The following is a 24,772-nucleotide window of genomic DNA, read 5'->3' as shown; positions in this document are numbered from 1 at the left end:
CCCCAGGCTACACCGGCGCGTCACCCCTCGGCTGGAGTCTCCAGGCCAAGCCTGGATAAATTCCTGTTTTCTGATTTTTGCGGCGATGACGGATATCACCGGAGGAGGACAGGGAATGAGGCGCGCGATGAGCTGGAAGCGGGCGGTGGTGTTGCAGGCGGTGTGTCTGCTGGGCAGCGCGGGCACGGCCGGGGCGGTGACGCCCACGAACGTGACGAAGGTGGCGCGGGTGACGGGCGCCACGCAGGCGGGGGAGACGCTGCCCAACCCGAACCAGACGCACACGAACTACGAGGTGTACGGCACGGACCTGGGCATCGTCTGGGACAAGGGCGGCGGCGAGGTGTTCGTCCTGTTCGGCGACACCTTCGGCGCGGGCTGGTGTGGCAACGGCGGGTGCGGCGGCGGCTGGCGCAGCAACGTGCTGGCGCGCTCGGCGGACACCACGCTGTCCAACGGGCTCACCTTCACCACGATGGTGCAGGACGGCACCCGTCACGCGAAGGAGATATTGGCGTCCCGGAAGGTGGACAACGACGAGATGACCGTCATCCCCACCGCGGGCGTCAGCGTCGGGACGCGCCACTACATCCACTACATGTCCGTGAGGCACTGGGGTGACCCGGGGCAGTGGATCACCAATTACGCGGGCATCGCGTACTCGGATGACAACGGGCAGAACTGGGTGAAGCACCCCACGGCGCGCTGGGGGAACAACGCGTCCTTCACGAACCCCTTCCAGATGGGCGCCTTCGTGAAGAACGGCGGCTTCGTCTACCTGTACGCCACGCCCAACGGGCGCTACGGCAACGTGCACCTGGCGCGCGTGCCGGAGGGCGCGCTGCTGGACATCAACGCGTACCGGTACTGGGACGGCAACGGCTGGTCCGCGTCACAGGCGGCGGCGCGGCCGGTGGTCATCGGCATCGCGGGGGAGCTGTCCGTCTCCTACAACGCCGCGCTGGGCCGCTTCCTCATGACGTATCTCAACGAGCACCGGCAGGCCGTGGTGATGCGCGACGCGGGCACGCCCACGGGGCCCTGGAGCGGGGAGAAGCTGCTGGCCACCGGCGCCGCCTTCCCCGGGATCTACAACGGCTTCATCCACCCGTGGGGCAACAGCGCCAGCGAGCTGTACTTCATCACCTCGCAGTGGACGCCCTACAACACGTTCCTGCTGCGCGCGACGCTGACGGCCGACGCGGACGGCAACAACCTGCTGTCCGAGCCGGGCTTCGAGACGCAGGCCGCGACGCCGACGATGGCGCCCTGGTACCTGGCGGGCGCGGGCGGCATCGACCGGGCGCTGGGCCAGGCGCACTCCGGCCAGGACAACGGCTTCGTGCGCGCGTCCAGCGGCTGGAACGCGCTCAAGCAGAGCGTCGTGGTGCAGCCGTACACGGACTACACGCTCAAGGGCTGGCTGCGCTCCTCGTCCAACGCCAGCCGGGGCTTTTTCGGCGCGCGCGCGGCGGGCAACGGGCCCGTCCTGGGGGAGACGCAATACGGCTCACTGCCGTCCTGGACGGAGCGCACCGTCACGTTCAACTCCGGCGCCAACGCCATCTTGGAGGTGTACGGCGGCGTGTGGGCGGACGCGGGCGACACGTGGGCGCAGCTGGATGACGTGAGCCTCACCCGGGGCGCGAACCTGGTGGCGCAGGGGGGCTTCGAACAGCAGCCGTCTTCCACGGCCACGTCACCCTGGTACGTGCAGGGCAACGGCGGCGTGGACCGGGGGCTGGGCTTCGCGCGCACGGGCGCGAACAACGGCTTCGTGCGCAACAACACCGGGTGGAACGCCCTCAAGCAGGAGGTCTCGGTGACGCCCAACACGGTCTACACGCTGACCGGCTGGGTGAAGACGTCCTCCAACCAGAACGACGGCTACTTCGGCGCGCGCGTGCTCAACGCCGGCCCCATCCTCAACGAGGTGCACCTGACGCAGCCGCTGGGCGGCTACACGCTCCAGACCGTGACGTTCAACTCCGGCGCGAACCACAGCGTGGAGGTGTACGCCGGAACCTGGGCGAACGCAGGCGACACCTGGTTGCAGGTGGACGACGTGGCGCTGGTCCGCAACTGACGATGTTGCTCGCGTAATATTCCAGTTTTCCGCGATAGTATTGACATCCCGGCCTGCGTGCTCCCACTGTCCGTGGCGTCCCCTCCACGACACGGGAGCACACCATGCTGAAGTCGAAGCCACTCGGGTCCTGCCTGGCCCTTGCGCTGGCCGCCTTCGCGCAGGCGGCGTTCGCTGACTCGGCCATCTACGGCGGCGGTCCGTTCTATTCCGGCGGCACCCCGGTGATGAATGACCTGCGCGGCTCGGGCTTCACCACCGTGATGCTCTGGAGCTTCCACATCGAGGACAACGGCGACCTCGTCTACAACGACATCCCGGTCGTCAGGAACGGCGCCTATATCGGCGATGCGGGCTGGCCCTCCCGGCTGGCCACGCTCAAGACCGCGCCGACGTCGGTCAATCGCATCGAGGTGTCCATTGGCGCCTGGAGCGTCCCGGACTTCGAGCGCATGGCCCGGCTCGTCAATGGCACCGCCACCGGCTGCGGCAGCACGCTCGTCTGCGGCACCGGCACGAACAGCATCCTGTACCGCAACTTCCAGGCGCTGAAGGCCGCCACCGGCGCCGACGCCGTCAACTTCGACGACGAGAGCGCCTACTCGCTCGCGCCGACCACCCAGTTCGGACAGATGCTCATCGGCCTGGGCTACAAGATCACCTTCGCGCCCTACACCCAGCAGACCTTCTGGCGGAACCTCCGGGACAACCTGGGCAGCGCGGTGGACCGCATCTACCTGCAGGTCTACGACGGCGGCGCCGGCAACAACCCGGCCAGCTGGAACACCGCCATGGGCATGACCGTGACCCCGGGCCTGTGGTCGCGCCATGGCTCCGGCTGCGCCAGCGGTGACAGCCCCGCCACCGTGCAGAGCAAGATGAGCAACTGGAAGAGCTCCGCCGGCATCCACGGCGGCTTCATCTGGCTCTACGACGACATCCTGGCGTGCTCGGCGCAGGGCACGAGCGCGCAGTACGCGGCGGCCATCAACACCGCCGTCAGCGGCAACACGCCGCCCGTGGCCAACTTCGGCGTCACCGTGAGCGGCCTGACCGCGACCTTCAGCGACGCGTCCACCGACAGCGACGGCACCATCGCCTCGCGCAGCTGGAGCTTCGGCGACGGCAGCGGCTCCACCGCCACCAACCCCAGCCGCGTCTACGCCAGCGCCGGCAACTACAACGTCAGCCTGACCGTGACGGACAACGGCGGCGCCAGCACCACGAAGACGCAGACGGTCTCCGTCGGCGCGGGCTACGCCAACCTGGCGCTCAACAAGCCCGCCACCGGCTCCACCGCCTGCAACACCAGCGAGACGCCCGCCAAGGCGGTCAACGGCAGCGTCTCCGGCGGCACCACCGACAAGTTCTGCTCGCTCGTCTCCGGCGCGTGGCTGCAGGTGGACCTGGGCTCGGCGCAGACGGTCAGCAGCTTCACCGTCAAGCACGCGGGCGCGGGCGGCGAGTCCACCACCTGGAACACCCGGGCCTTCACGCTCCAGACCTCCACCAACGGCACCAGCTGGAGCACCCCGGTGACGGTGACCAGCAACACCGCCAGCACCTCGACCCACGCCATCACCGCCACGTCCGCCCGCTACATCAAGCTCAACATCACCACCCCGTCCCAGAACGGCGATCCGGCGACGCGCATCTACGAGCTCGAGGTGCGTTGAGCCGCTTGCCCCTTCTTCCCCTTCCCGGAGGTCCATCGATGCAGAACCGTTCGTTGTTCGCAGTTGTCCTCGCCGGAGCGTTCGCGGCGGGTTGTGGTGAGGAGCGCTCCGAAGCCGTCCCGGGGGATGAGTCCCCGGTGGGCACGTCCAGCGGCGCGCTCGCATGCAGCACGCGCATCACCTACGGAGACCGGTGGATCCACCCCGGTCACCCGGAGCAGTTCGACGTCGCGAGCGGCCTGGTGACCTGGGACGGCAGCTGCGTCAACGAAGGCACCAACTCCTACGCCGTGCTGTCGAACGGCTGGAAGCCGTACTTCACCGGGAACAATGCCTGTGTGATGGCGCTCGACACGGACTGTTCCGGCGCCACCACCTGCGCGACGCGCGTCACCTACGGCCCCGCGTGGCTGCATCCGTCGGGGCACACGGCCCAGTACGACGACGTGGGCGGCCGCGTGACGTGGGACCGGGGCTGCACGAACGCCTCTCCCAATTCGTACACGGTGCTGTCCAACGACTGGGCGCCGTACTTCAGCGGCACCAACGCGTGCGGCATCTCGCTGCGCTACACGGGCTGTGGCGGGCTCTACCAGAACCCCGTGGTGCCCGTGGACTGCGCGGACCCGGGCGTCATCCACGACGGCACGCAGTACGTCGCGGCCTGCACGTCCGGAGGCGCGGCCAACGCGTTCCCGCTGCGCACGTCCAGGGACCTGGTCACCTGGTCGGCCGCGGGCAACATCTTCCCCTCCACGCGCCGGCCCACCTGGGCCACGGGCGACTTCTGGGCGCCGGAGATCCACAAGGTGGGCGGCCGGTACATCGCGTACTTCACCGCGCGCCACCAGGACGGGAAGCTGTCCATCGGCGCGGCGACGGCCACCAGCGCGCTCGGGCCCTTCACGGACCTGGGCCATCCGCTGGTGCATGACGCGGGCATGGGGATGATTGACGCCACGTTCTTCTACGACACCGCGGGCGTGCCGTACCTGGTGTGGAAGGCGGACGGAAACGCGGTGGGGCAGTCCACGCCCATCTATGGGCAGGCGCTGTCGGCGGACGGCCTGTCGCTCACCGGCACGCGCCGCACGCTGATGAGCAACACGCTGTCCTGGGAGGGCGGCGTCGTCGAGGCGCCGTGGGTCGTCGCGCGGGGCGGTTACTACTACCTCTTCTACAGCGGCAACTCGTACGCCAACAGCACCTACGCCGTGGGCGTGGCGCGCGCCACGAGCCCGCTGGGGCCGTACACGAAGCTGGGCAACCCCATCCTCAAGACGGGCGGCGGCTGGGTGGGCCCCGGCCACAACTCCGTGGTCACCGGCCCCAGTGGAGACAGCATGATGGTCTACCACGCGTGGAACAGCGCCCACACGGCGCGGGTGATGCTGGTGGATGCCATCACCTGGCCCAACGGCTGGCCCGCGGTCCCGGAGGCGCCGTCCGCCGGTTCGCGTCCCATGCCGTAGCGGGTGCGCACGGCCGCGCGAGTCATGGCTCGCGCGGCCGTTCACCCACGGCCACTACGGCTGCGTGGCGAAGATCAGGTCGTCCTGGTCGTCCTGGCCTCCCACGTAGCCGCAAGGACCCGCCGGGCCGTCGGAGTTGAGGCGGGCCCGGATGGCGCGGATGGGACCGGGGGGCAGCGTGTACTTCAAGCTGAAGGTCTGCAGCATGTTGGTGCTCGGCGCGAACCTGTAGATCAGGCTCCAGGCCGGGTTGGCCAGATCCGTGGTGGTGTAGAGCTCGATGCGCGCCGGCGCCGGCATCCCGACGTAGGCGCTGACCTGGATGGTGACGACCTTCCCGGGCGCCAGGGGAGAGCCGTCCAGCGTCGCGACGCGCAGGCCATGGATGGCCTCGGGCACGGAGGGCCACATGTTGGTGCCGTCCGCGCAGGAGTCATTCAGCGTGTTGGGCGCGTTCAGCTCCGGGCCCACGATGGTGCCGCGTCCATTCAACAATGTCCCGGAATCACAGAAGGCGCCCGCCACGGTGCAGCGGGGCGCCTTGTAGACGGAGTCGTAGGCGGCCACGCCCGCGCTCGGCGTGTTGAGCACCTGCACGGTCACCGCGGTGCTCGTGCCGGTGTTGCCCGCGGCGTCGTAGGCCCTGGCCACCAGGGTGTGGTTGCCATCGCCCGCCGCCACCGTGTCCCAGGCCAGCGAGTAGGGCGCGGTGCTGCTCGTGCCCAGCGACTTCGTGCCGTCGAAGAACTCCACGTGCGTCACCGCGACGTCGTCGGACGCGGTCGCCTGGAGCGTCACCGTGCCCGTCAGGGGCGTGCCCGTCCCGGGCGCGGTGAGGGCGGCCGTGGGAGGCGCCGCGTCGCTCACGCACGCGTTTGACGCCGAGCACGTCAGGCCGGAGCCGCACGTGCCACACGACAGCGTCCCGCCGCACCCGTCCGAGACGGTGCCGCACGCGGCGCCCTGGCTCGTGCACGACGTGGGGACGCAGGAGGAGGAGACGTAGCGCTCGCAGGACTTGATCTGGTTCGAGTAGCCGCTGCTGACACCCGAGCCGCTCGACATCAGGACGGCCCCGCTGTCCAGGACGACCGACCCGTGAGTGACACGGATCGCGAGCATGGGAGCGTCGGCGGACCAGGTCCCCGTGGCTGGCGTGTAGCGCTCGACGGTGGAGAGGATTCCGGTGCCGCTGGAGGTGCCGCCGGAAACCAGCACCGTTCCATCGGGCAGGCGCACGGCGCCCGGATTGACGCGCCCCGTGACCATGGAGCCGGTGGCCGTGAAGGTGTTCGTCGTGGGGTCGAAGAGGGAGGACTTCTGCACCGTCCCACCCGAACCTCCCGCGAGGAGCACCCGGCCATCCGCGAGCGCGACCACGGCCTCGGTCCCCTGGCCCGTGGGCAGGGCTCCCAGGCTCGTCCATGCGTTCGTGGCCGGCGTGTAGACCTGCGCGTTCACTCCCGCGGCCACACCCAGGACGCGGCCATCCGGGAGCAGCGCGAGCCGCTGGACCTTCGCCCCCAGGGCCCCTGTCGAGGTCCAGCTGCCCGTGGCGGGGCTGTAGACCTCCGCGGTGAGCATGTCGGTGGTGGACTGGAGGTTCACGCCGCCCGCCACCAGCACCCGCCCATCCCCGAGCACCACGCTGACGGCCTTGTAACGGGGCCAGGCCATGCTCCCCGTGTACGACCAGGTCCCGGTGGCGGGGTCGAAGAGCTCGGCGGTCGCGTGCACGGTGCGGGTCTGGACGGTGTTGTTCTCATGTCCGCCCGCCACCAGCACCTGGCCATTCGCCAGACGCTCGGCCGTGGCCAGGTCGCGAATCTGGTTCATGCTGCCCGTGAAGGACCAGGTGCCCGTCTTCGGGTCGTACAGCTCGGCGGTGGCGTGGTACGGCTTGCCCTGCGGAAGGAAGATGTCGTTGAACTCCATGCCGCCCGCCACCAGCACCCGGCCATCCAGCAGGCGCGTGTGGGGAATCTGCGCCCGGACCTTCGCCAGTGAGCCCGTCGCCACGGAGGCCGCCTGGGATTGCTGCCGGAAGGCCGAATCCTCCGGAGGCTGAGACTCCTCCGGTGACGGCGTGCAGGCTTGCAGCAGGCAGGCCATTCCAATGGCCAGCCAGTCATTGCGTCTGTTGTTCATGGGGTTCCCCTCTCGGCCGCAATGCCTAACACACGGCATGGCGCCCTGGCAGATGGGCAGGGGATGACCCATGGGTTTGACGCCCGGTCAGTCCGCGTCCGTGATGCGCGCCAGCCATTCATTCAGCAGCGCGCTCTCGCCCTGGCTCAGGACCGTGAGTCGATCCAAAGACGCCCGCAGCGTGGTGGCCGCGGAGCGGACCTCCGTGTTCGCCTGAGGCGCCGCATCGCTGGTGATCGCCGCGATGACCGCCTCGCGCGCGGCGTCCGACAGTCCGCGGTCGCGTTGCCCTTCGGGCTGGCGCAGCAGCGTGAGCACGGCCCCGTTGGCCATCGCCGCTACCAGGCCCAGCGCCCGCTCCTCGCTGACCTTCAGCCGGCCCGCGAGCGCGATGTTCCGGATGCGGCGCCGCAGGAGGTCGTTCCCGGTGCCGATCACCGAGGACTCCGTGGGGGGCTCCAGGTCGCTGCACATGAGCGCGAACAGCCCGGGGTTGCCGAGCCCGAACGCGACGTGCGAGTCCCAGCCGATCCGCAGCTCCTGGATCGGATCCGGGTGCGCCTTGCGCGCGGCCTTCTTCGCCACGTAGCTCGTCATCGCGTGCTCGACGACGGCGGACATCAGGCCGCGCTTGTCGCCGAAGAGCCGGTAGATCGTCGGTGCCTGCACCCCGGCGGCGGTGGCCACGGCGCGGGTGGTCGCGGCGTCGGAGCCTCCCGAGGCGATGAGCTCCGCGGCGGCCGCGATGATTCGCGCGCGCGTATCAGGGCCCTCGGCGTCCTCGGCGGTGGGCTTCTGTCGGTCCGGCATGGGAGCGACTTAGCACGCCGATTCCGGAACATCGATAACGACCACTTGATATCGGCGATAACGACCGCTACGTTATCGGCGGTATCGGAACGCTGTTTCCACCGATAACGACAAGGGGCGTTCAATGATCATCGTGACTGGGGCCACGGGGCAGCTCGGCCGTCTCATCGTGGAGCAGCTCCTCACCCGCGTCCCGGTGGACCGGGTCGCCGTCAGCGTCCGGGACCCGGAGAAGGCCCAGGACCTCGCGGCCCGGGGCGTCCGGGTGCGGGCGGGGGACTTCGCGCGGCCGCAGGGGCTCGCGCAGGCCTTCGAGGGGGCGTCCCAGGTGCTGATCGTCTCCTCGAACGCTTCGGCCTACGGCGGGGATCCGCTCGCCCAGCATCGCGCCGCCATCGACGCCGCGAAGTCCGCCGGCGCGCGGCGCATCGTCTACACGAGCCACATGGCGGCGAGCCCCACGTCGGTGTTCCCCCCGATGCTGGACCACGCGGCGACGGAGCGGATGCTGGAGGCGTCCGGCCTGGCGTGGACCGCGCTTCGCAATGGCTTCTATGCGTCGGCCGCGCTGCTCCAACTGGAGCAGGCCATGAAGACCGGCGTGTTCGAGGCGCCCGCGAACGGAAAGGTCTCCTGGACCGGGCACGCCGACCTCGCGGAAGCGGCCTCGGTCATCCTGGCGGAGGAGGGGCGGTTCGATGGGCCGACCCCGCCGCTCACGGCGTCGCAGGCGCTCGACTTCGCAGGCCTGTGCGACCTCGCGTCGGGCGTCCTCGGACGTCCCATCCGTTACGCCACCGTGCCGGAGGCGCAGGTGCGCGCGAAGCTCGAAGCGGCCGGCCTGCCCGCGGCCCGGATCGCCATCTTCCTGGGCCTCTACCGCGCGAGCCACGCGGGCGAGTTCGCGGCCGTCGACCCCACGCTGAAGCAGCTGCTCGGGCGTGAGCCAACGAGCATGCGCGAGCTGCTGGCCCAGAAGCCGCGCTGACCGGCCCCGCCGCGCTCAGGGCGCGGGGAGGAAGCGCGGCTGCCCGGGGCGCAGGTCTCCCACGTACTTCCGCCATCGCTCGTAATCACTGTCGTACGAAGCGCGGTGCAGGTAGACATCCCCGATGTTGCCCGAGGTGGGCGACGCGCGCAGCCACAGGTCCAGCGCGCCCGTGTCGTCCATCCGCACCAGGCCGATGTCGCTCGCGGACGGCGTTCCTGGCAGCGGGGGCAGTGGCTCCACGCCTTCGTCGGGCTTCGTCAGCAGGCTCTGGATGCGTTCACGCACGGCGCCCAGCACCCAGGTGTCCACGTCCGGAAGGGCGCGCAGGCGCGGCTCCCGCGCATCCAGCCAGGCCACCAGCGAGGGCAGCACCTGCGTGCGCAGCGTCTCCACGGCGTGGGCGTCCCAGCCCCGGAAGCGGGTGCTGGTCTGGAGCGCCAGCTGCAGCTGGCCCATGTCGTCCATGGACGGCAGGTCCTGCGTCCGGGCCAGCCAGGTCTCATGGAACGTGCGGAGGAGCCACGCCTGGTCGTGCCGGATGACCGGCACCGTCGCGCCCCAGGCCCAGTCCGGCGCGAGCCCCACCTGGGCCAGGTGCCAGGTATTGAAGCCACCTCGCGGGTCGGTGAACTTCGTGAGCTCCGCCCAGCGGGCCGCGACGTCGGGGCGGGACTCGATGAACTCCCGGCACCGGCGCATGTCCTCCGCCGAAGCGCGCGGATCCGCGGCCACCAGGTCACAGGCCTTGTGCACGGCGCCCCCTTCGACCTCGGCACGCAGCGCGAGCCGCGCGGCCCGCTCCTGTTCCCGGCGATGGCTCGACGTCGCCAGCTCGCCGCCCAGGAGGGCCAGGTAGCCGGCGACGGCGCACACCCCCAGCGCCACCAGGGGGAGCCCCATCCCCAGCGGCACCGGGTCGAACGGACGGTCCGACAAAAAGCGCCGCCAGCCGACCCAGAGGGTGAGGACGAGCGGCAGCACCGCGAGCACGAAGGTCAGCGCGTTGAGCGCCTGATGCAGCGGCGTGGCCGAGTTCCGGTATGCCTCGCTGCTGAAGGCCAGCGTGAAGAAGGCGCCCACGAGCAGCGCCACGCCCAGCATCAGCTCCACCAGCAGACACACTCCCGCGACGGCCGCGCTCATCCTCGATGTCCCCGTCCTGGCGCGGTCAGGGCCCCAGGCTTCTTGGCCGCGCACCCCCGAGCGTAGCCGAAACACGCTCGAACTCGGCCCCTCGGCCCCGAAAGAAGAGGTGTGGGAGCGGCGCGAAGCCGGCCCCGGGAGAGGACCCATGACGTGCATTCACTGGCGCTGGCGTGTCGCCACCACGCAGCGGGAGTTCGATGACGCGGCCCGCATCCGCTGGGCTGTCTTTGGCGGCGAGATGGGCCTGCTGTCCGAGCAGTCGGCGGTCGCGCGGCGGGAGATGACCCCCATCGACACGCTCGACACCACGGTGCACCTGCTCGTCTACGCGGGCTCGGAGGCCGTGGCGGCGATGCGGGTGGCGCTGCCCAACGCGGAGGTGGCGGCGAACCTGGGCGTGAGGCTGGGCCTGGAGATGGAGCAGCGCGTGGACCTCTCCGGCATGCTCCAGCCGGGGAGGGTGTTCGCGGAGCCCTCGCGCTTCTGCGTGCTGCCGAAGTGGCGGCGCACGGAGGCCGTCACCTGGCTGCTGGCGGCCATGTACACGGAGAGCCGGCGGCGCGGGGTGACGCACTGGATTGCCTCCGCGAACCTGGAGACGGACTCGCCCGAGGACGCGCTGCTGTCGTGGCAGGTGGCGGCCCACCGGGGATGGGTGAGCCCGCACTGGCGCGTGAACGTGCCCGACCCGTGGCAGGCCCCGGTCCCTCCCCGCAGCCCGTTCTACACGCAGGAGGAGCGAGCGAAGGCCGCGCGGGGGCTGCTGGATGAGCTGCGGCTGCCCCGGTCGCCCTCGCTCTTCGCCAGGACCATGGGGGCGCGCTTCATCGCGGAGCCGCTCTACGACGCGTACTTCCGGTGGTTCACGCTGCCGCTCGTCATGTCGCTGGATGAAATCCCGGCGGAGTCCCTGGCGCGCTTCGACGTGCTGGAGCACGCCGTGAACTCCGCCGCCTGAGTCCCGGGGCGGCCTCTTCCCTTCACCTTCAACACGCAGCAGCCGGGAGCCCGGAAGGCCCCGGACAGGAGACGTACGTGCAAACACAGACGGAAACGCATTGGCTGGCGCGGCTGGATGAGGAGGCGCGGGCGCTGGTGGCGGCAGTGGACGCGCAGCCGGATGGCCGCCGCCTTCTCGACGGCACGCTCGACGCGGAGGGCTACATCCACTACCTCGTCCAGACGTACCACTACGCCCGGTGGAGCACGCCCATCCTCGCGGAAGGGGGCTACCGGCTGAGGCGGCTGGGCCGGCACCCGGAGCTGGCGGAGCTGCTGGTCCAGAAGGGCGAGGAGGAGAAGGGCCACGACCGGTGGCTGCTGTCGGACCTGAAGAACCTGGGCGTCCCGGAGGAGCAGGTGGAGGCCGCGGAGCGCAGCCCCGCAGTGGATGCATATACGGGGTGGAACTTCTTCACGTCGCTCGCGGGCGTGCCGACGGCGGTGCTGGGGACCGCGTACGCGCTGGAGTACCTGTCGCGGACGCGGGCCGGCGTGTGGGCGGAGCGGCTGAAGGCGGTGGCCGCCATTCCCAACATCCACAAGTCGGTGACGTTCCTGCGCAGCCACGGCGCGCTGGACGGAGACCACGTGGCGGAGATGCAGCGGATCCTGGCGCCGCTGACGGACCCGGAGGACCAGGAGGCCATCCTCTTCTCCGCCCGCGTCGCCCGCAGCGTCTACCCGCGCATCTTCCGTGAGAGCGGCGCCACCAGCCGGTGAGGTAGCGACCGTCAGACAGGCCTGTTCAGCCGCGCGGCCTGGAAGAGGAGGTCCGCGCGGCTGTCGATGCCCAGCCGGTCGAAGATGTCCCGCACGTGGGTCTTCACGGTCAGGAGCTTGCGGCCGAGCTCCTCGGCGATCTGCTCGTTGGTGCGGTTGCGGAGCAGGAGCCTCGCGATGGTGACCTGGCGAGGCGTGAGCTGGCGCTCCATCTCCCGGGGGAGCGGGATGGAGCGCGGGAGCTCGTTCAACACGAGCGCCCACCGCCGGGCTCCATCCGCCATGGGCAGCTCGATGAACCGGCAGGTGCGGCTGGCCTCGGGATGGTTGAAGACCCAGAGCGTCTTCCCCAGTCGATTGTCCGCGTCCATGGCCACCAGCGCCTCCAGCTGTTCCTGGAGGACGCGCGGAAGGCCGGAGGAGTGGAGGTCCGAGGGGCTGAACCACCGGGCCAGGAGGGCCGCGGCGTGCTTGGAGCGGTACACCTCGCGGACGTGAGGCTCCACGACGAGGTAGGCGGAGCCGGGACCGTGGTGGAGCTCATCCATGAGGTGGGCACCCGCCATGAGGCCCTGGACGTCATGGCAGTTGCGAACCGTGTTCATCAGGTGCGCGTTGAGGCTGGCGACGGCGGTGGTGCTCCGCGAGGTGAAGGGGTGCGGCTCATGCCGGTAGAACGCCAGCGCCCCGACGAGGCCGGAGCGGATGGGGAGCTGGACGGCCATGATGTGTTCCAGCGGAAGGTCCAGCTCCAGGCTGCGCTGGTAGATGCGGGTGCGTTCGAACTGCGGGCGGGTGAGCAGCTGCGTATCGCGGATGACCACGTTGGGCCGGGCAATGATGGCGGGCCGGAGGAAGTCATGCTCGGCGTGAACGGCGTACTCATCCAGGATGGAGATGGGCGAGCCGGGGACGAGCCACTGGAAATCGAAAGGCTCGACGTGCATCAGGCACAGGGCCATGGCGTCGGCCTGAACGAATTCGAGCAGCGACGCCCGCGCGGCTTCGAGAACCTGGGGGAGTGACAGCGAGCTGTTGAGCGCCGCGATGACATCGTCGCGGACCAGGAGCTCGCGGGTGTTGAAATTCATCGGACGGGACCTCCGCCGGTCGGGCGTGGATGTCCGTCACCCATAGGTCCGGGGTGCGCGCGTGTCCCTCACCCGCAAGTGGTATTGACGGAGGGATGAACCCTCCCAATGCATCCGCCGACTTCGACCCCCAGCTGGCCGCCCTCCTGCCAGCCCTGGCGGGGTACGTGCCCGTGCGCATGACGCTGGCGCAGCTGGAGCACTTCCGGACGCTGAGCCGGGTGACCCGGGAGGACCTGATTGGCGACGCGGAGGTCCACTGCGTCGACCACGTCATCCCGGGGTATCAGGGCGCGGAAATCACGGTCTCGGTCATCACCCGCAAGGACCACTCGACGCCGGGCCCGGCCGTCTATCACATCCATGGCGGCGGCATGGTGATGGGCACCCGCTTCGCGGGCGCGAAGCCGCTGGTGGAGTGGGCGCTCCGGCATGACGCGGTCTGTGTGAGCGTCGAGTACCGGCTGGCACCGGAGCATCCCGCGCCCACGCTGGTGGAGGACTGCTACGCGGGGCTGGCGTGGATGGCGGCGAACGCCGGAGCCCTGCGCTTCGACCCGGACCGGCTCGTCATCTTCGGAGGCAGCGGCGGTGGCGGGCTCGCGGCGGGGACCACGCTCCTCGCGAGGGATCGGAAGGGCCCCCGGCTGGCGGGACAGCTGCTGCAATGCCCCATGCTGGACGACCGCAACGACACGGAGTCCGCGCGCCGGTACGAAGGCGTGGGTGTCTGGGACCGGGTGAGCAACCTGACGGCCTGGCGGGCCGTGCTGGGCGACCGTCAGGGCGGCCCGGACGTGTCTGTCTATTCCGCGCCCGCGCGCGCCACGGACCTGCGGGGGCTGCCGCCGACCTTCATCGACGTGGCGGCCGCGGAGACGTTCCGGGATGAAGCCATGGCCTATGCGCGCGGCATCCTGGCCGCGGGCGGTGAATGCGAGCTGCACGTCTGGGGCGGGGCCTTCCACGGCTTCTATGACATCGCTCCGCAATCCGGCCTGGCCCGGGCCTGCATCGCGGCGCGAGATGGATGGTTGGGACGCATGTTCGCCCGCCGCTGAACGGCTCGTACCGCCCGGGGCCTCATGGAGAAGGCCCCGGGCAGCGTGAGGCTCAACTCACTGCATGATGGTGACGATCTGCGCCTGGCAGGTGTTGATGTCGATGAAGGAGTTGGCCGCATCGACCGTACAGACGGCGCCGCCGTAGGTGCCGTAATAGACCGTCGCGGTGCAGCTCCCGGCACTGTCCGCGATGTCCACGCGCCAGACACACGTCTTCGCGCCGGCCGGGTTCGCCGGGTCGACCGTCCAGTAGTACTGCTGGGAGAACGACGGCATGGGAGCGGGGGCGCTCACCTGGAACCCGCCCAGGTTGGCGGTGGGCACGGGGTAGGGCGAGAACACGCCGTTGAACGTGCCATTCAGGATCTGGAGGCCCAGCGAGACGGTGGCACCGCTCTGGTTGGTGACGAAGAAGTTCTCCAGCGCCGCGCCAATCGACGCACCGCCCTTCACCTGGGCAATCTCGAACGCGCCCTCGCGCACGCTGACATATTCCGTGCGCTGGGAAAGGAAGTCGGGGAACCCGAGGTCGGCCGGGCCGGCAAAGGCAGCCGACGGCGCGAGGGACAAAAGGGAGGCAGCCAGGAAACGCTTCACGTTCCTCGTCATGGACTTCTCCTGAGTTGTTTGTACGGGGGTTGGCCGGAGCCAATGCCTTACTAACACCGCGCTCGTTCTAACTGCAAATCAAAACGAGCAAAACGTGTAGTTCCTGTGAGTGCGGACGATTGCGATCTGGCCGCGTTGCACATTGCGGTGGCTGCCTGGCTACGGGATTTCCCCGGGGCTTCCCATACACGCCCCTGATTCAGGGCGCACTCATCATCAGCATCAACCCCCACGCATTGAGGAACGCGGGCAGCGGGCCGAAGGCATCGCGCAGATAGACATAGCTGCCCCCTGCCTTGGGGATGCGCTGGCCCAGCTCCCCGTAGATGAACGCGCCGATGAGCGCCACGGCCCTGGGCAGGGGAGGGGCTCATGGCCCGGGGATCATATCGGCTAGCATGCCTGCTCCCGAACACGCCGCCTCTGGAAGGACGCCCGGCATGGCCGCAGCACCGGCGAAGGTCATCGCCCCGACGTCGAAAGCCCTGGTGGTGGAAGCGCCCATGTTGGGCGTGCTGGACGCCATGGAAGCGATTCCCTCGCCCCTGCGGTTCCAGGGGCTCGGGCGTGTGCTGTGGATCCTGGGCCCGCTGGTGGGCGTGGGCCTGGGCCTCTATTACGGGACCATCCTGGAGGGGGCCGGGTCGACCGTCGCGAAGGGCGTGTTCCTCGTGTCGGCCATCCTGCTGTGGCTGCGCTACGAGCTCCGAAGCTTCCGCTTCCATGCGGACGGCCACCCTGGCGACGACCCGCGCCGGCGCTCGGAGCTGGTCGTCCGGGTGCTCCGGCGCCTGAGGGAAGACCTTGTGCCGGGGGCTCCCATCCGTCTGCGGATCCGTCCCCATCCCCGCGACAAGGGCCCCGGTTCGAGCACGTTCCCCCTGACCTTCAAGAAGACGGCGCCGCCGGATCAGCTGGACCCGTGGCTCCAGCTGGAGACGCGGCTGAGGGACGGGGCACACCTGCGGCTGACCGCCGTGGAGCGCCGCCGGGTCAAGGTCAGCAAGGCCGGTCCCAACGGGCCGCGCCGGCGCATCAAGCTCAAGGAGTACGACACGCTGTTCCTGGAGGCCCGGCTGCGCGTGAAGGCGAAGCGGCACCCCCAGCTCGCGACGCTGTCAGAGGACCGGGCCCGGGAGGCGGTGCGCCTTCCTCCCGGCGCGAAGCTCCACCGGCTGCGCATCCGTGGAGGACACCTGCGCCTCCGGATCCAACTGGACGAGTCCTGGCGTCCCGTCATCCCCAAGGACGCGCCGGCCGCCCCGGACGCGTCCCGCGCGGTGACGATGATGCTGCTCAGCCTCTACCAGATGCTCCACCTCGCCCGGACTCCCGAGGCCCCCAGGGCCCACCCGAAGCCGTCGCACCGCCGGGAGAAGTCGCGGCGGCGCCGCCGCGTCCAGTCGAGGTAACGAAGCGGCTCAGCTCAAGACCGCGGTGGCTTCGATTTCAACGAGCACGCCCGGCTCGAAGAGCACGGAGACCCCGATGAGCGATGCCGGGGCCGGCACGATGCCCAGCTCCCGGGAGACCTGTTCGATGCCGGCGAGGAAGGCGGGCATCTGCTCATGCTTCCAGTCGACGACGTAGATGGTCAGCCGGACGACGTCACTGAACGTCGCCCCCGCCGCCGCCAGGGCGATGGCGACGTTGCGGTAGGCCTGCGCCACCTGTCCCGCCAGGTCCCCCCGCGCGACGAGCTGTCCCTGCGCGTCGTACGCGACCTGTCCCGCGATGTGCACCTGCCGCGAGCCGGTGGCGATCGCCACCTGCCGGTAAACGTCGGGCTTCATGAGTCCATCGGGGTTGAGCAGGGTCACGGGCATGGAAGGTCTCCGGGTGGATGGGTGAATGCCGGGCTCGTATACCGGTCCCATTGGGGAACGGCGTTCCCCTCTCCAGCGATGCGGCCGCTACAATGGCGCCCCAGCGATGAAGCGCGCCCATCTGGATGAAATCCTCGCCTTCATGGCCGTCGTGGACGCGGGCAGCTTCGTGAGCGGTGGCCAGGCGCTCGGGCTGACGCGCTCGGCGGCAGGCAAGGCGCTGACGCGGCTGGAGTCACGCCTGGGGGTGCGCCTGCTCAATCGCACGACGCGCCAGCTGAGCCTCACCGACGAGGGCCGGGTCTTCCACGAGCACTGCCTCCAGGTCGTCTCGGCCCTGGACGACGCGGAAGCCAGCGTGGGGCAGCGCGCGGGAACGCCCCGGGGGGTTCTGCGGCTCACCCTGCCAGCCGCCTTCGGCAGACGGCAGGTCCTCCCCTTGCTGCGGGACTACCTGCGGACCTGGCCCGAGCTCCAGGCGGAGGTGAGCTTCACGGATCGCGTCACGGACATCATCGAGGAGGGCTACGACCTGGCCGTGCGCATCAACGCCGCCAGCCCCGACACGCGCCTGGTCTCCCGCGTCGTCGCCCGGCACCCGGTGTTCGTCTGCGCCGCGCCCTCGTATCTCCAGGCGCACGGCGAACCCGCCACGCTGGAGGACCTGGCGGCGCATGACTGCCTGTTCTTCAGCAGCCGGACGCGGCGGCAGCACTGGCGTCTGCGGGAGAAGGGCGGCTCGCCGGTGAAGGTGGAGGGACGAAGCCGCCTGCGGCTCGACAGCGGGGAGGCCATCCGGGACGCGGCCGTCGCGGGACTGGGCATCGCCTATCTGCCCGGGTTCCTGGTCGACGAAGACCTGTCGAGCGGGCGGCTCAAGGCGCTGCTGCCGTCCTGTGAGACGGAGTCCGTTCCCATCACGGCGCTCTACCCGAGCAAACGCTACCTGCCCGCGAAGGTGCGGCGCTTCATCGACCTGATGGTCGAACGATGGAGCGCGGGACCTTCCGGATCAGAATGACGCGTTCCACGTGAGCGCGGCCCCGCCGGGAGTTGGCGTGACGCCCACGTCGGTGAGCAACGCGACGGCGCGGTTCTGCCGCTTCCATTCCACGTAGTTGTTGTGGCGGCTGATGCCCACGAACAGGAGCGGGAGCCCCACGGCCGCGAAGACGCCGCCAATGGCCAGGGATGAGCCAAAGCAGACGTCCTGCGTGTCGCGGGGGACCATGCTGGTTTTACACAGGGGAGAGGTGAGCAGGTTGACCGCCCCCACACCGGTCAGGATGCTGCCGGCGACCAGCATCCCGGTGCCCGTGGGCGGAGGCTTGCCGTTGAGCAGGTCGTTCGCACGTTCCTGCGCGAGGCCGGGGCTGGAGGAGAGGATGACAGCTGCACTCACGAGCGTGGAGAGACAAGCTTTCATGCCGTGAGCAAAGAGCAGGGGCGCGCTCGTCGTCAAGCGCGCCCCTGCGACTGCCCCTTTCGGGGGATGTCTGGGATTGGACCTGGGGCCAATATCAGTGCGTCACTGACCGTCCAGCCTGCCGTCCAGGTTCCGGTCGAGCGCGATGCGCGTGCCGGAGCCCGGGGGCACCGCGGTGAAGGTCACCTCCTGGCCCAGCGTGTTCGCCAGCGCGCGCAGGGCCGCGGTGGTGAGGTTGGCGGTGCCGTCATCGGGCTTCCAGGTGCCGGCCGCGCGGTCGAAGAGGAAGCCCTTCACGCGGGTTCCGATGGCGGCCTTCGCCACCAGGTCGGCCTCGTAGGTGGAGCCGCCGAGGATCTTCGACACGAACGGCGCCTTCGCCCGGGCAATCAACAGGTCGATGCGCGCCCCCACGGCGGAGGCGTTCGTCGACGTGAGCGTCACCTGCTGGCCCACGATGGGCGCCAGGTCCGAGTCCACCGCCATCATGTACGCCTCCACCTCCCGGCGCTCGGTGTCGCCGCGGAAGCCCACCAGGGGCCCGCCGATGCTGTTGTTGGCGAAGACGATGGCGCTGAAGAAGCGGAACAGCGTGTCCACCGCGCCGTCGTGCGTGAAGCCGAAGCCGCGGACCTGGTCGCCCGTGGGCCCGGATTCCGGGTGCTGGAAGAAGCTGTTGTCCGGGAAGCCGAACATGCCGACCTTCGTGTACATGTTTCGCACGTGGGGGATCTTCATGATCTGGCTGATGCCCTCGAAGCTGGACTGGCCGTCCGTGCCGAAGTGGCCCTGCGCCGCGTCGATGGCGTGGCAGCCATTGCAGTTGAAGCCGGTGTTGGAGCCAATGGCCAGGCCGTCCACGCGGCGGCTGCCAAAGTAGAAGTCACGGCCGGCGGCCTGCGTGGACGTGAGCGAGTTGTCCAGCTTGCGGATGGGGTTGGGCGGCAGCTGCACCTGGAGCTGGAAGTTCGTGAACTTGTTCATCTCCGCCTCGGTGGGCTGGTCCGCGCGGCCGAGCAGCCCCGGGAAGGCGACGACGAAGTTCTTGAACGACAGGGCCTCGTCATACGCCCCCGAGCCGAAGAAGCCCGTGGAGCGGTCCCCGCGCCAGTGCATGGCGCCCGACGTGGACATGCCGCGCAGCGTCTGCGTCGTCATGGGCCCCTTCATGGGGTGGAAGGAGTTCTGGTTGCCGGTGCCGTTGACGTCGGAGCTCGGGTGGCCGGTCAGCAGGCGGAACGCGCCAATCTCCAGGCTGCTCGCGAGCCGCTTGTCGATGGCGTTGGTGGTGACGGCGTCATCCGGGTTGCCCAGGTCCCAGGCGAGCTCGTCCTTGTCGCCGAAGACGTGGCAGCTGGCGCAGGAGGCCTCGCCGTTGGCCGAGGAGAAGTTCGCGTCGTAGAGGAACGGGCGGCCCTGCACGACGGAGTCAGGCTCCGGGTTGTAGAGCGCGGCCGAGGCCAGCTGGCTCTTCGTGGCCAGGTCGATGACCTTCACCGCGTTGTCGAAGCGGGTCATCACGTAGAGGCGGTTGCGCGCCTCGTCCAGCACCAGGCCGCTGGGGCCGCCGCCCGTCACCGGGATGTAGTTGGCGCTCGCCGTCCGGGGATTGAACGTGTCCGCCTCCAGCGCCGCGGTGTCGAAGACGCCCACCTTGCTGGAGCTGAACGCGGCCACGTACAGCTTGGTGCCGTCACTGGAGACGGCCATCTCCGTGGGCGTGGAGAGGCTGTGGTTCTTCGCCGTGGAGTCAAAGCCGGGCGAGCCGGCAAGCTTTGAATAGTCCAGGTGCTTGTTCAGGTGGCGCGGCGACACCGTCGTCCCCTTGATGACGGTGATGCGCATCTTCGCGATGTTGCCCTGCACCGTGCTGCCGCCGAAGGCGCCGGGGCCCTCGAAGCGGGTGAGGTTGTTGGCGTCGCTGTTGGTCGCGTACACCGCGCCCGTCCTGGGGTTGGTGGCCAGGTTGAACACGGTGGTGCCCACGCCCGTGTAGAACGCCTTCTGCTGCAGGCCGTCCGCGTCGATGGCGAAGACGTCCTTGTCCGGCAGGTTGAAGCGCACGCCGTTGTTCCAGTTGCGGCCCAGCGTGTCCTCCCACCGGCTGCGGTCGCTGTTCCATTTGACGATGAGGCCCGTCTCCGGGGCCCTGGCGCCGTCGGCGTTGGTGGACGGACCGGGCAGGCCGCCCACGAACAGGTTGTTGCCCCAGGGGAACGTGTCCGGCTGGACCAGGCACACGCCCGCCTTGCCAAAGCCGTTGCACACGCTGTCCATGTTGATGGTCGTCGTGCGGTTGCCGGACTGGGCGATGGCCGCGTAGACCGTCTTCCTGTCCGGGCTGACGGCCAGCCCGCGAGGCGTGTCGCCAAAGAGCGTCAGGATGCGGACGGGCGTGCCGCCCAGCGTCGTCCCCAGGGACGCGGGGTTGAAGACCCAGACGTCCGCGCGGCCCACGCCCGGCGTGGTGAGCTGCGGGTCTCCAGCGCCGGGCACGGAGGCAATGGACGGATCCGTGCGCTGCTGGCCCCGGTGCGCGGTGGTGATGAAGGCATTGCCGTTGGCGCCGGCGAACACGATGTCGCGCGGCTCGTCACCCACCAGCAGCGTGCGCACCACGTGCGGCGTGCCGCTCACGCTCACCACGCTGACGCTGTCGGACAGGTGGTTGACCACCCAGACCTCGGTGTTGCTGCGCGCGGCGACCGACACCGGCTCCAGGCCCACCGGCACCTCCGCCACCAGGGACAGCCCCTCGCTGGTGACGTTGAAGACCTCCAGGCGGTTGTCCGGCGTGTTGACGGCGAACAGCTTCGTGCCGTCCGGAGACAGGGCCAGCGGGCGCACGTGCGCGCTCTCGAATTCAATGAACGAGGGCGCCTGGGCGGCGGCGGGGGCGGAGGCGAACAGCGACACGGCGGCGCACAGCAGACCGGTTCGGGTGCGCCACCGGTTCGTGCTCGGGCCCACTTGCGGGGTCGGGACCATGGGGATCTCCTGGTGAGCGAGTAAGAGCTGCGCACTAGGGATTACCAGTGAGCCTTGCGACATCGCCCCCTCCGAAGGGAGGGGGGCGCCCACGCACTGCGGGTGCGAGGATGCGTCGCGGTGTCCTCCGTTCGTGACGCGTCGCGGTGTTCACTGCTTGACGCTCGGTACGTCAGGGCCCGGGTTCTCCCGCGCACGACGCGGTGGTCTACTTCGCGCTGCACTCGGTCACAGGGGACGTGCCCATGGGCGACCCGCTCTCGCACCTGCTGCCGACGAAGCTCGCGCCGCCGCGGACGGCGTCGGTGCTCGTCTCGAGGAGTGCGGCGCTCCGGAAGATTGACCGGGGTGCCGTCGGCACGCTCGTGCTGATGACGGCGCCGCTGGGCTCGGGGAAGACGACGCTGCTGACGCAGTGGTGCCGCGAGGTGCACGGCTCCCGGCTGCTCGCGTGGCTGTCGCTCGACGAGCGGGACAACGCGCCGGAGCGCTTCTTCTCCTACCTCGTCGGGGCCATCCGCCGCGCGGCCCCGGAGTTCGACGCGTACATCGCCAGCCCGCTGGACGCGCAGGTGGCGCTCCCCTTGGAGCATGCGACGACGGTGGTGCTGCGCAGCCTGTGGAACCTGGGCCGCGAGCTGGTGGTGGTACTGGACGACTTCCACGTGCTGCGGGAGCGCGCGCTGGTGCGGGCCTTCTCGTACCTGCTGGACCACGCCCCGCCGCACGTCCATTGGATCGTCTCCTCGCGCAGCCCGCCCGAGCTGGACCTGGCGAAGCTGAAGCTCACCGAGCAGCTGGTGACGCTCGACAGCCGCGACCTGAGCCTGGACGGGGAGGCCATCCACGAACTGGGGCGGCGCCTGTGCGGCGCGGTGCTCCAGCCTGACGACGTGGAGTACCTGCGCGCGCGCACGGAGGGCTGGGTGGCCGGGGTGAAGCTGGCCCTGCTGACGGCGGGGGAGCACGCCAGCGTGAGCGACGCGCTCCGCAAGGCGGTGGGCTCCAACCACGACGTGGCGAGGTACCTGGCGGATGTCGTGCTGCGCGAGCAGACGGAGGAGGTGCACGCCTTCCTGGTGTTGAGCTCGGTGGTGGACCGGCTCAACGGGGAGCTGTGCAACGCGCTGCTGGGCATCACGCAGGGGCCGGCGCTGCTGGCGGAGCTGGAGCGGGCGCAGCTGTTCATCCAGTCCCTGGACACGCAGGACCCGTGGTACCGCTACCACCCGCTGTTCCTCGACTTCCTGCGCACCCAGCTGGCGTGCACGTACGGGGACCGCATCCCCCGGCTGCACCGCGCGGCGAGCGCCTGGTTCGCCGAGCACGCGCTGCCAGACGAAGCCCTGACGCACGCGTTCGCGTCCGGGGACCGGGGCTGGTGTCTGGAGCTGGTGGCGAGGTGCGCGGAGGCGTGGATGCGCGAGGGGGAGATTGCCTCGGTGCTCCAGTGGACGGAGAAGCTGACGGCGGAGGAGGTCTTCCAGTCGCCCGCCATCTGCGTGGCGCGCATCGCGTGCCTCATCCTGTCCCGGGGCTTCGCGCCGGCCTCGCTGGCCCTGCAGGACGCGCAGCGCCGGCTCCAGACGGCGGCGCCCGCCCCGGAGCGCGAGCGCCTGTCGCGGCAGCTCTCCCGGCTCGCGCTGCTGCACGCCGTGCTGTCGGACTCGGCCTCCGGCATCGAGCTGGAGGCGTCTCCGGGGGACGAGGATCCGGACATCTTCATGGCGGGCGCGGTGCTGGCGGCGAAGGCGTACCAGGCGCTGCGGCAGAACCGGTTCGATGCGATGCGAAGGCTCGCGTCGGTGGCGCGCGAGACGCTGCAGGGGCCAATCAATCCCTACATGGTGGGCTACACGGACGTGCTCATCGTCCTGGCGGACCGGGCGCAGGGCCACATGAAGGAAGCGGTGGACCGGTGCGAGGCGGCCTTCGAGCGCGCGAGCCGGGGACGGCGCAATCCGGTCTGGGTGAACGCCGCGACGGCGCTGGCCAACACCCGCTACGACCAGAACCGCCTGGACGAAGCCGAAGCCCTCTGCATCGAAGTGCTGCCGCTCCTGTCCCAGGCGGCGGTGTTCGAGACCTTCGCGGTGGCCTACCTCGTCCTGGCCCGCATCAAGGCCATCCGGGGGAAGTACGCGGAGGCGTGGCAGCTGTTGGACTACCTGCACAGCGTGCTCGAGTGCGGCCACCAGACGCGCTTCCTGGCCCACGTCTGCGGGGAGAAGATCCGCCTCTCCATGGTGGAGCAGTCGCCCGCGCGGATGAAGGTCGTGGCGCGGGAGTTCGACCTGGGCGAGCGCATGCGCCGGGGCGAGTGGAGCGAGCGGCGCTTCTACGACGAGACCTGGGAGCAGCTGGGGGTGGCGCAGGCCTGGGTGTTGATGGCGAAGGGGAGGCACGACCGGGCGCACGGGCTCCTGGAGACGCTGAGGGCCAGCGCGCACGAGGCGGGCTGCGTGGCGCGGGAGACGGCGCTGCTGGCCGCATTGGCCGTGTGTCACTGGAGGGCAGGGGACCCCACGGCGGCGTTCGCGGCGGTGAACCGGGGCTTCGCGCTGGTGCCCCGGTTCGGCTTCAGCCGGGGCGTGTTCGACGAGACGCCGGGCTTGCAGGAGGTCCTCGTCGCGGCGGCCACGCAGCGCAAGCTGAGCCACGTGCTGCCGGCCCGCTACACGGAGCGGTACCAGGACCTGCTGTCCCTGGGCCGGAGCGAGCCCGCGGGCTTCGCGGTCCTGCCCAGCGCGCCGCTGGAGCCGCTGACCGAAAGGGAGCTCCAGATGCTCAAGCTGCTGGCCCAGGGCCTGAGCAACCAGGAGATCAGCGAGCGCTCCAACGTGGCGCTCTCCACCACGAAGTGGCACCTGCGCAACGTGTTCGCGAAGCTGGACGTGACGACGCGCACCGCGGCCATCGTGAAGGCGCGGGAGCGGCTGGCGCGCAACCTCTGAATCAGCCGCGCTCGTCCTTGACCGTCGCGGCGTTCAAGACCTGGGACGGGTCCTGATTGGCGAGCGTCACGGTGTTGGCGATGTCCTCGACATGGCCCACCCTGGCGAGGAAGACGATGGCGCCCAGCAGCTTTTCCGTGGGGTTGGAGACCTGGCCCAGTTGCGCGAGCACCGCGTCGAGCTGATCGCGTCCGAACTTCCGTTCGATCTCAGCGACGCGGTCCGCATGGCTGAGGCCGTACTCCCGCTGATTGCGTGGCATTGCCGGAGCATAAGTCATTGAATGAAAGGCACGGGGAAGTGCCATTGCTGACATTGGCGGCACGGAATGAACCGGCCGGCGTGAAGGAGCAGGACCATGGCGGCTCAGCGGAAGCGGATCCAGGCGGCGTGGGTGGTGGTGGCGATGCTCCTCGCGGGAGGCGCTGTCGCGCATGGCAGCCGGCTTCCTCCTCCGGGGAGCGCAGTTGGGCAGAAGGTCTGCAGCGCGGTGGTCCCCGACAGCTGGCGCGACTCCATCAACGTGCCCGCGAGCTGGACGCCCAGGACGTGCGCGGACTGGGCGCACTCGGAGGGCGCCGTGCACTACCAGCTGGGCTGCTTCTATGAAGCCCGCCGGAATGCGCCAGCGTTCGTCTAAGTAGGCCGCCAGAAGTTCCGAGACAAATTCGGGTCGCATGCCCAATTTCTGGGGCATGCGACCGGCAAGAAGCCCAGCCGAGCTGGGGCTGACAGCACACGACAGGAGGAAGCTGCAGCGAGC

At 69.8% G+C, this 24,772-nt stretch carries 21 protein-coding genes; 11 read left to right on the top strand and 10 right to left on the bottom strand.

The window, feature by feature from the left end; genetic code table 11:
- Positions 1–127 precede the first annotated feature (127 nt).
- From D7X96_RS12095 to D7X96_RS12085, 3 genes are all read left to right on the top strand, one after another.
- Positions 128–2,086: a glycoside hydrolase family 183 protein gene (locus D7X96_RS12095; protein WP_244219553.1), complete on the top strand. Its 1,959-nt coding sequence runs from the start codon at positions 128–130 to the stop codon at positions 2,084–2,086.
- Positions 2,087–2,190: 104 nt separating this feature from the next.
- The gene (locus tag D7X96_RS12090) at positions 2,191–3,762 is read left to right on the top strand and encodes a PKD domain-containing protein (protein WP_121769761.1); all 1,572 of its coding nucleotides are present in this window, start codon (positions 2,191–2,193) and stop codon (positions 3,760–3,762) included.
- A 38-nt stretch (positions 3,763–3,800) separates the two neighbouring features.
- Positions 3,801–5,234: a glycoside hydrolase family 43 protein gene (locus D7X96_RS12085; protein ID WP_121722245.1), complete on the top strand. Its 1,434-nt coding sequence runs from the start codon at positions 3,801–3,803 to the stop codon at positions 5,232–5,234.
- 54 nt (positions 5,235–5,288) lie between these two features.
- On the opposite strand, the gene D7X96_RS12080 is transcribed toward D7X96_RS12085, so the two are convergent.
- Entirely contained in the window at positions 5,289–7,382 is a 2,094-nt protein-coding gene (locus D7X96_RS12080; protein WP_158626574.1) for an Ig-like domain-containing protein, read from the bottom strand.
- Between the two features lie 87 nt (positions 7,383–7,469).
- On the bottom strand, positions 7,470–8,192 hold the full coding sequence (locus D7X96_RS12075; RefSeq protein WP_121722243.1) for a TetR/AcrR family transcriptional regulator: 723 nt from the start codon (positions 8,190–8,192) through the stop codon (positions 7,470–7,472).
- A 124-nt stretch (positions 8,193–8,316) separates the two neighbouring features.
- Between D7X96_RS12075 and D7X96_RS12070 the strand changes: the two genes are divergently transcribed.
- Positions 8,317–9,180: an SDR family oxidoreductase gene (locus D7X96_RS12070; RefSeq protein WP_121769759.1), complete on the top strand. Its 864-nt coding sequence runs from the start codon at positions 8,317–8,319 to the stop codon at positions 9,178–9,180.
- A gap of 15 nt (positions 9,181–9,195) precedes the next feature.
- On the opposite strand, the gene D7X96_RS12065 is transcribed toward D7X96_RS12070, so the two are convergent.
- Positions 9,196–10,326 carry a hypothetical protein gene (locus tag D7X96_RS12065; protein WP_121769758.1) on the bottom strand — a complete coding sequence of 377 codons (1,131 nt, stop codon included), beginning with the start codon at positions 10,324–10,326 and terminating at the stop codon, positions 9,196–9,198.
- Positions 10,327–10,474: 148 nt separating this feature from the next.
- Here D7X96_RS12065 and D7X96_RS12060 point away from each other — a divergent pair, with 148 nt between their 5' ends.
- Positions 10,475–11,287, top strand: a complete 813-nt coding sequence (locus tag D7X96_RS12060; protein WP_120548499.1) for a GNAT family N-acetyltransferase — start codon at positions 10,475–10,477, stop codon at positions 11,285–11,287.
- Between the two features lie 77 nt (positions 11,288–11,364).
- Positions 11,365–12,051, top strand: a complete 687-nt coding sequence (locus tag D7X96_RS12055; RefSeq protein ID WP_120548498.1) for an iron-containing redox enzyme family protein — start codon at positions 11,365–11,367, stop codon at positions 12,049–12,051.
- An 11-nt stretch (positions 12,052–12,062) separates the two neighbouring features.
- Here the strand turns inward: D7X96_RS12055 and D7X96_RS12050 are convergent, their stop codons facing one another.
- Positions 12,063–13,142, bottom strand: coding sequence for a helix-turn-helix transcriptional regulator (locus D7X96_RS12050; RefSeq protein WP_121769757.1), 1,080 nt, complete (start codon positions 13,140–13,142; stop codon positions 12,063–12,065).
- Positions 13,143–13,237: 95 nt separating this feature from the next.
- Here D7X96_RS12050 and D7X96_RS12045 point away from each other — a divergent pair, with 95 nt between their 5' ends.
- Positions 13,238–14,203 carry an alpha/beta hydrolase gene (locus tag D7X96_RS12045; protein ID WP_120548496.1) on the top strand — a complete coding sequence of 322 codons (966 nt, stop codon included), beginning with the start codon at positions 13,238–13,240 and terminating at the stop codon, positions 14,201–14,203.
- Positions 14,204–14,260: 57 nt separating this feature from the next.
- Here D7X96_RS12045 and D7X96_RS12040 read toward each other — a convergent pair whose 3' ends face one another.
- Together D7X96_RS12040 and D7X96_RS12035 are read right to left on the bottom strand one after the other, a co-directional pair.
- Entirely contained in the window at positions 14,261–14,689 is a 429-nt protein-coding gene (locus tag D7X96_RS12040) for a hypothetical protein (RefSeq protein WP_233609548.1), read from the bottom strand.
- 325 nt (positions 14,690–15,014) lie between these two features.
- Positions 15,015–15,164 carry an amino acid permease gene (locus D7X96_RS12035; RefSeq protein ID WP_244219552.1) on the bottom strand — a complete coding sequence of 50 codons (150 nt, stop codon included), beginning with the start codon at positions 15,162–15,164 and terminating at the stop codon, positions 15,015–15,017.
- A gap of 91 nt (positions 15,165–15,255) precedes the next feature.
- On the opposite strand from D7X96_RS12035, the gene D7X96_RS12030 reads away from it, so the two are divergent.
- Positions 15,256–16,227 carry a hypothetical protein gene (locus D7X96_RS12030; protein WP_121769756.1) on the top strand — a complete coding sequence of 324 codons (972 nt, stop codon included), beginning with the start codon at positions 15,256–15,258 and terminating at the stop codon, positions 16,225–16,227.
- 9 nt (positions 16,228–16,236) lie between these two features.
- Here D7X96_RS12030 and D7X96_RS12025 read toward each other — a convergent pair whose 3' ends face one another.
- Entirely contained in the window at positions 16,237–16,641 is a 405-nt protein-coding gene (locus D7X96_RS12025) for a RidA family protein (protein WP_121722239.1), read from the bottom strand.
- Between the two features lie 106 nt (positions 16,642–16,747).
- Between D7X96_RS12025 and D7X96_RS12020 the strand changes: the two genes are divergently transcribed.
- Positions 16,748–17,662, top strand: coding sequence for a LysR family transcriptional regulator (locus tag D7X96_RS12020; RefSeq protein ID WP_121769755.1), 915 nt, complete (start codon positions 16,748–16,750; stop codon positions 17,660–17,662).
- Here D7X96_RS12020 and D7X96_RS12015 read toward each other — a convergent pair.
- Positions 17,654–18,067, bottom strand: coding sequence for a hypothetical protein (locus D7X96_RS12015; RefSeq protein WP_147442738.1), 414 nt, complete (start codon positions 18,065–18,067; stop codon positions 17,654–17,656). The two genes, D7X96_RS12020 and D7X96_RS12015, sit on opposite strands and share 9 nt — an antisense overlap.
- A gap of 102 nt (positions 18,068–18,169) precedes the next feature.
- Positions 18,170–21,055, bottom strand: a complete 2,886-nt coding sequence (locus tag D7X96_RS12010) for a YncE family protein (protein ID WP_121769754.1) — start codon at positions 21,053–21,055, stop codon at positions 18,170–18,172.
- A gap of 245 nt (positions 21,056–21,300) precedes the next feature.
- On the opposite strand from D7X96_RS12010, the gene D7X96_RS12005 reads away from it, so the two are divergent.
- On the top strand, positions 21,301–24,009 hold the full coding sequence (locus D7X96_RS12005) for a winged helix-turn-helix domain-containing protein (protein WP_121769784.1): 2,709 nt from the start codon (positions 21,301–21,303) through the stop codon (positions 24,007–24,009).
- Position 24,010: 1 nt separating this feature from the next.
- On the opposite strand, the gene D7X96_RS12000 is transcribed toward D7X96_RS12005, so the two are convergent.
- The gene (locus D7X96_RS12000) at positions 24,011–24,271 is read right to left on the bottom strand and encodes a hypothetical protein (RefSeq protein ID WP_120548489.1); all 261 of its coding nucleotides are present in this window, start codon (positions 24,269–24,271) and stop codon (positions 24,011–24,013) included.
- Positions 24,272–24,367: 96 nt separating this feature from the next.
- Here D7X96_RS12000 and D7X96_RS11995 point away from each other — a divergent pair, with 96 nt between their 5' ends.
- A complete protein-coding gene (locus D7X96_RS11995) occupies positions 24,368–24,649 on the top strand; it encodes a hypothetical protein (RefSeq protein ID WP_120548488.1) in 282 nt (93 codons plus the stop codon).
- Positions 24,650–24,772 lie beyond the last annotated feature (123 nt).

Origin of the sequence: Corallococcus interemptor (assembly GCF_003668875.1) — a bacterium.
Lineage (GTDB): Bacteria > Myxococcota > Myxococcia > Myxococcales > Myxococcaceae > Corallococcus > Corallococcus interemptor.
This window is presented reverse-complemented; position numbering and strand designations above follow the sequence as displayed.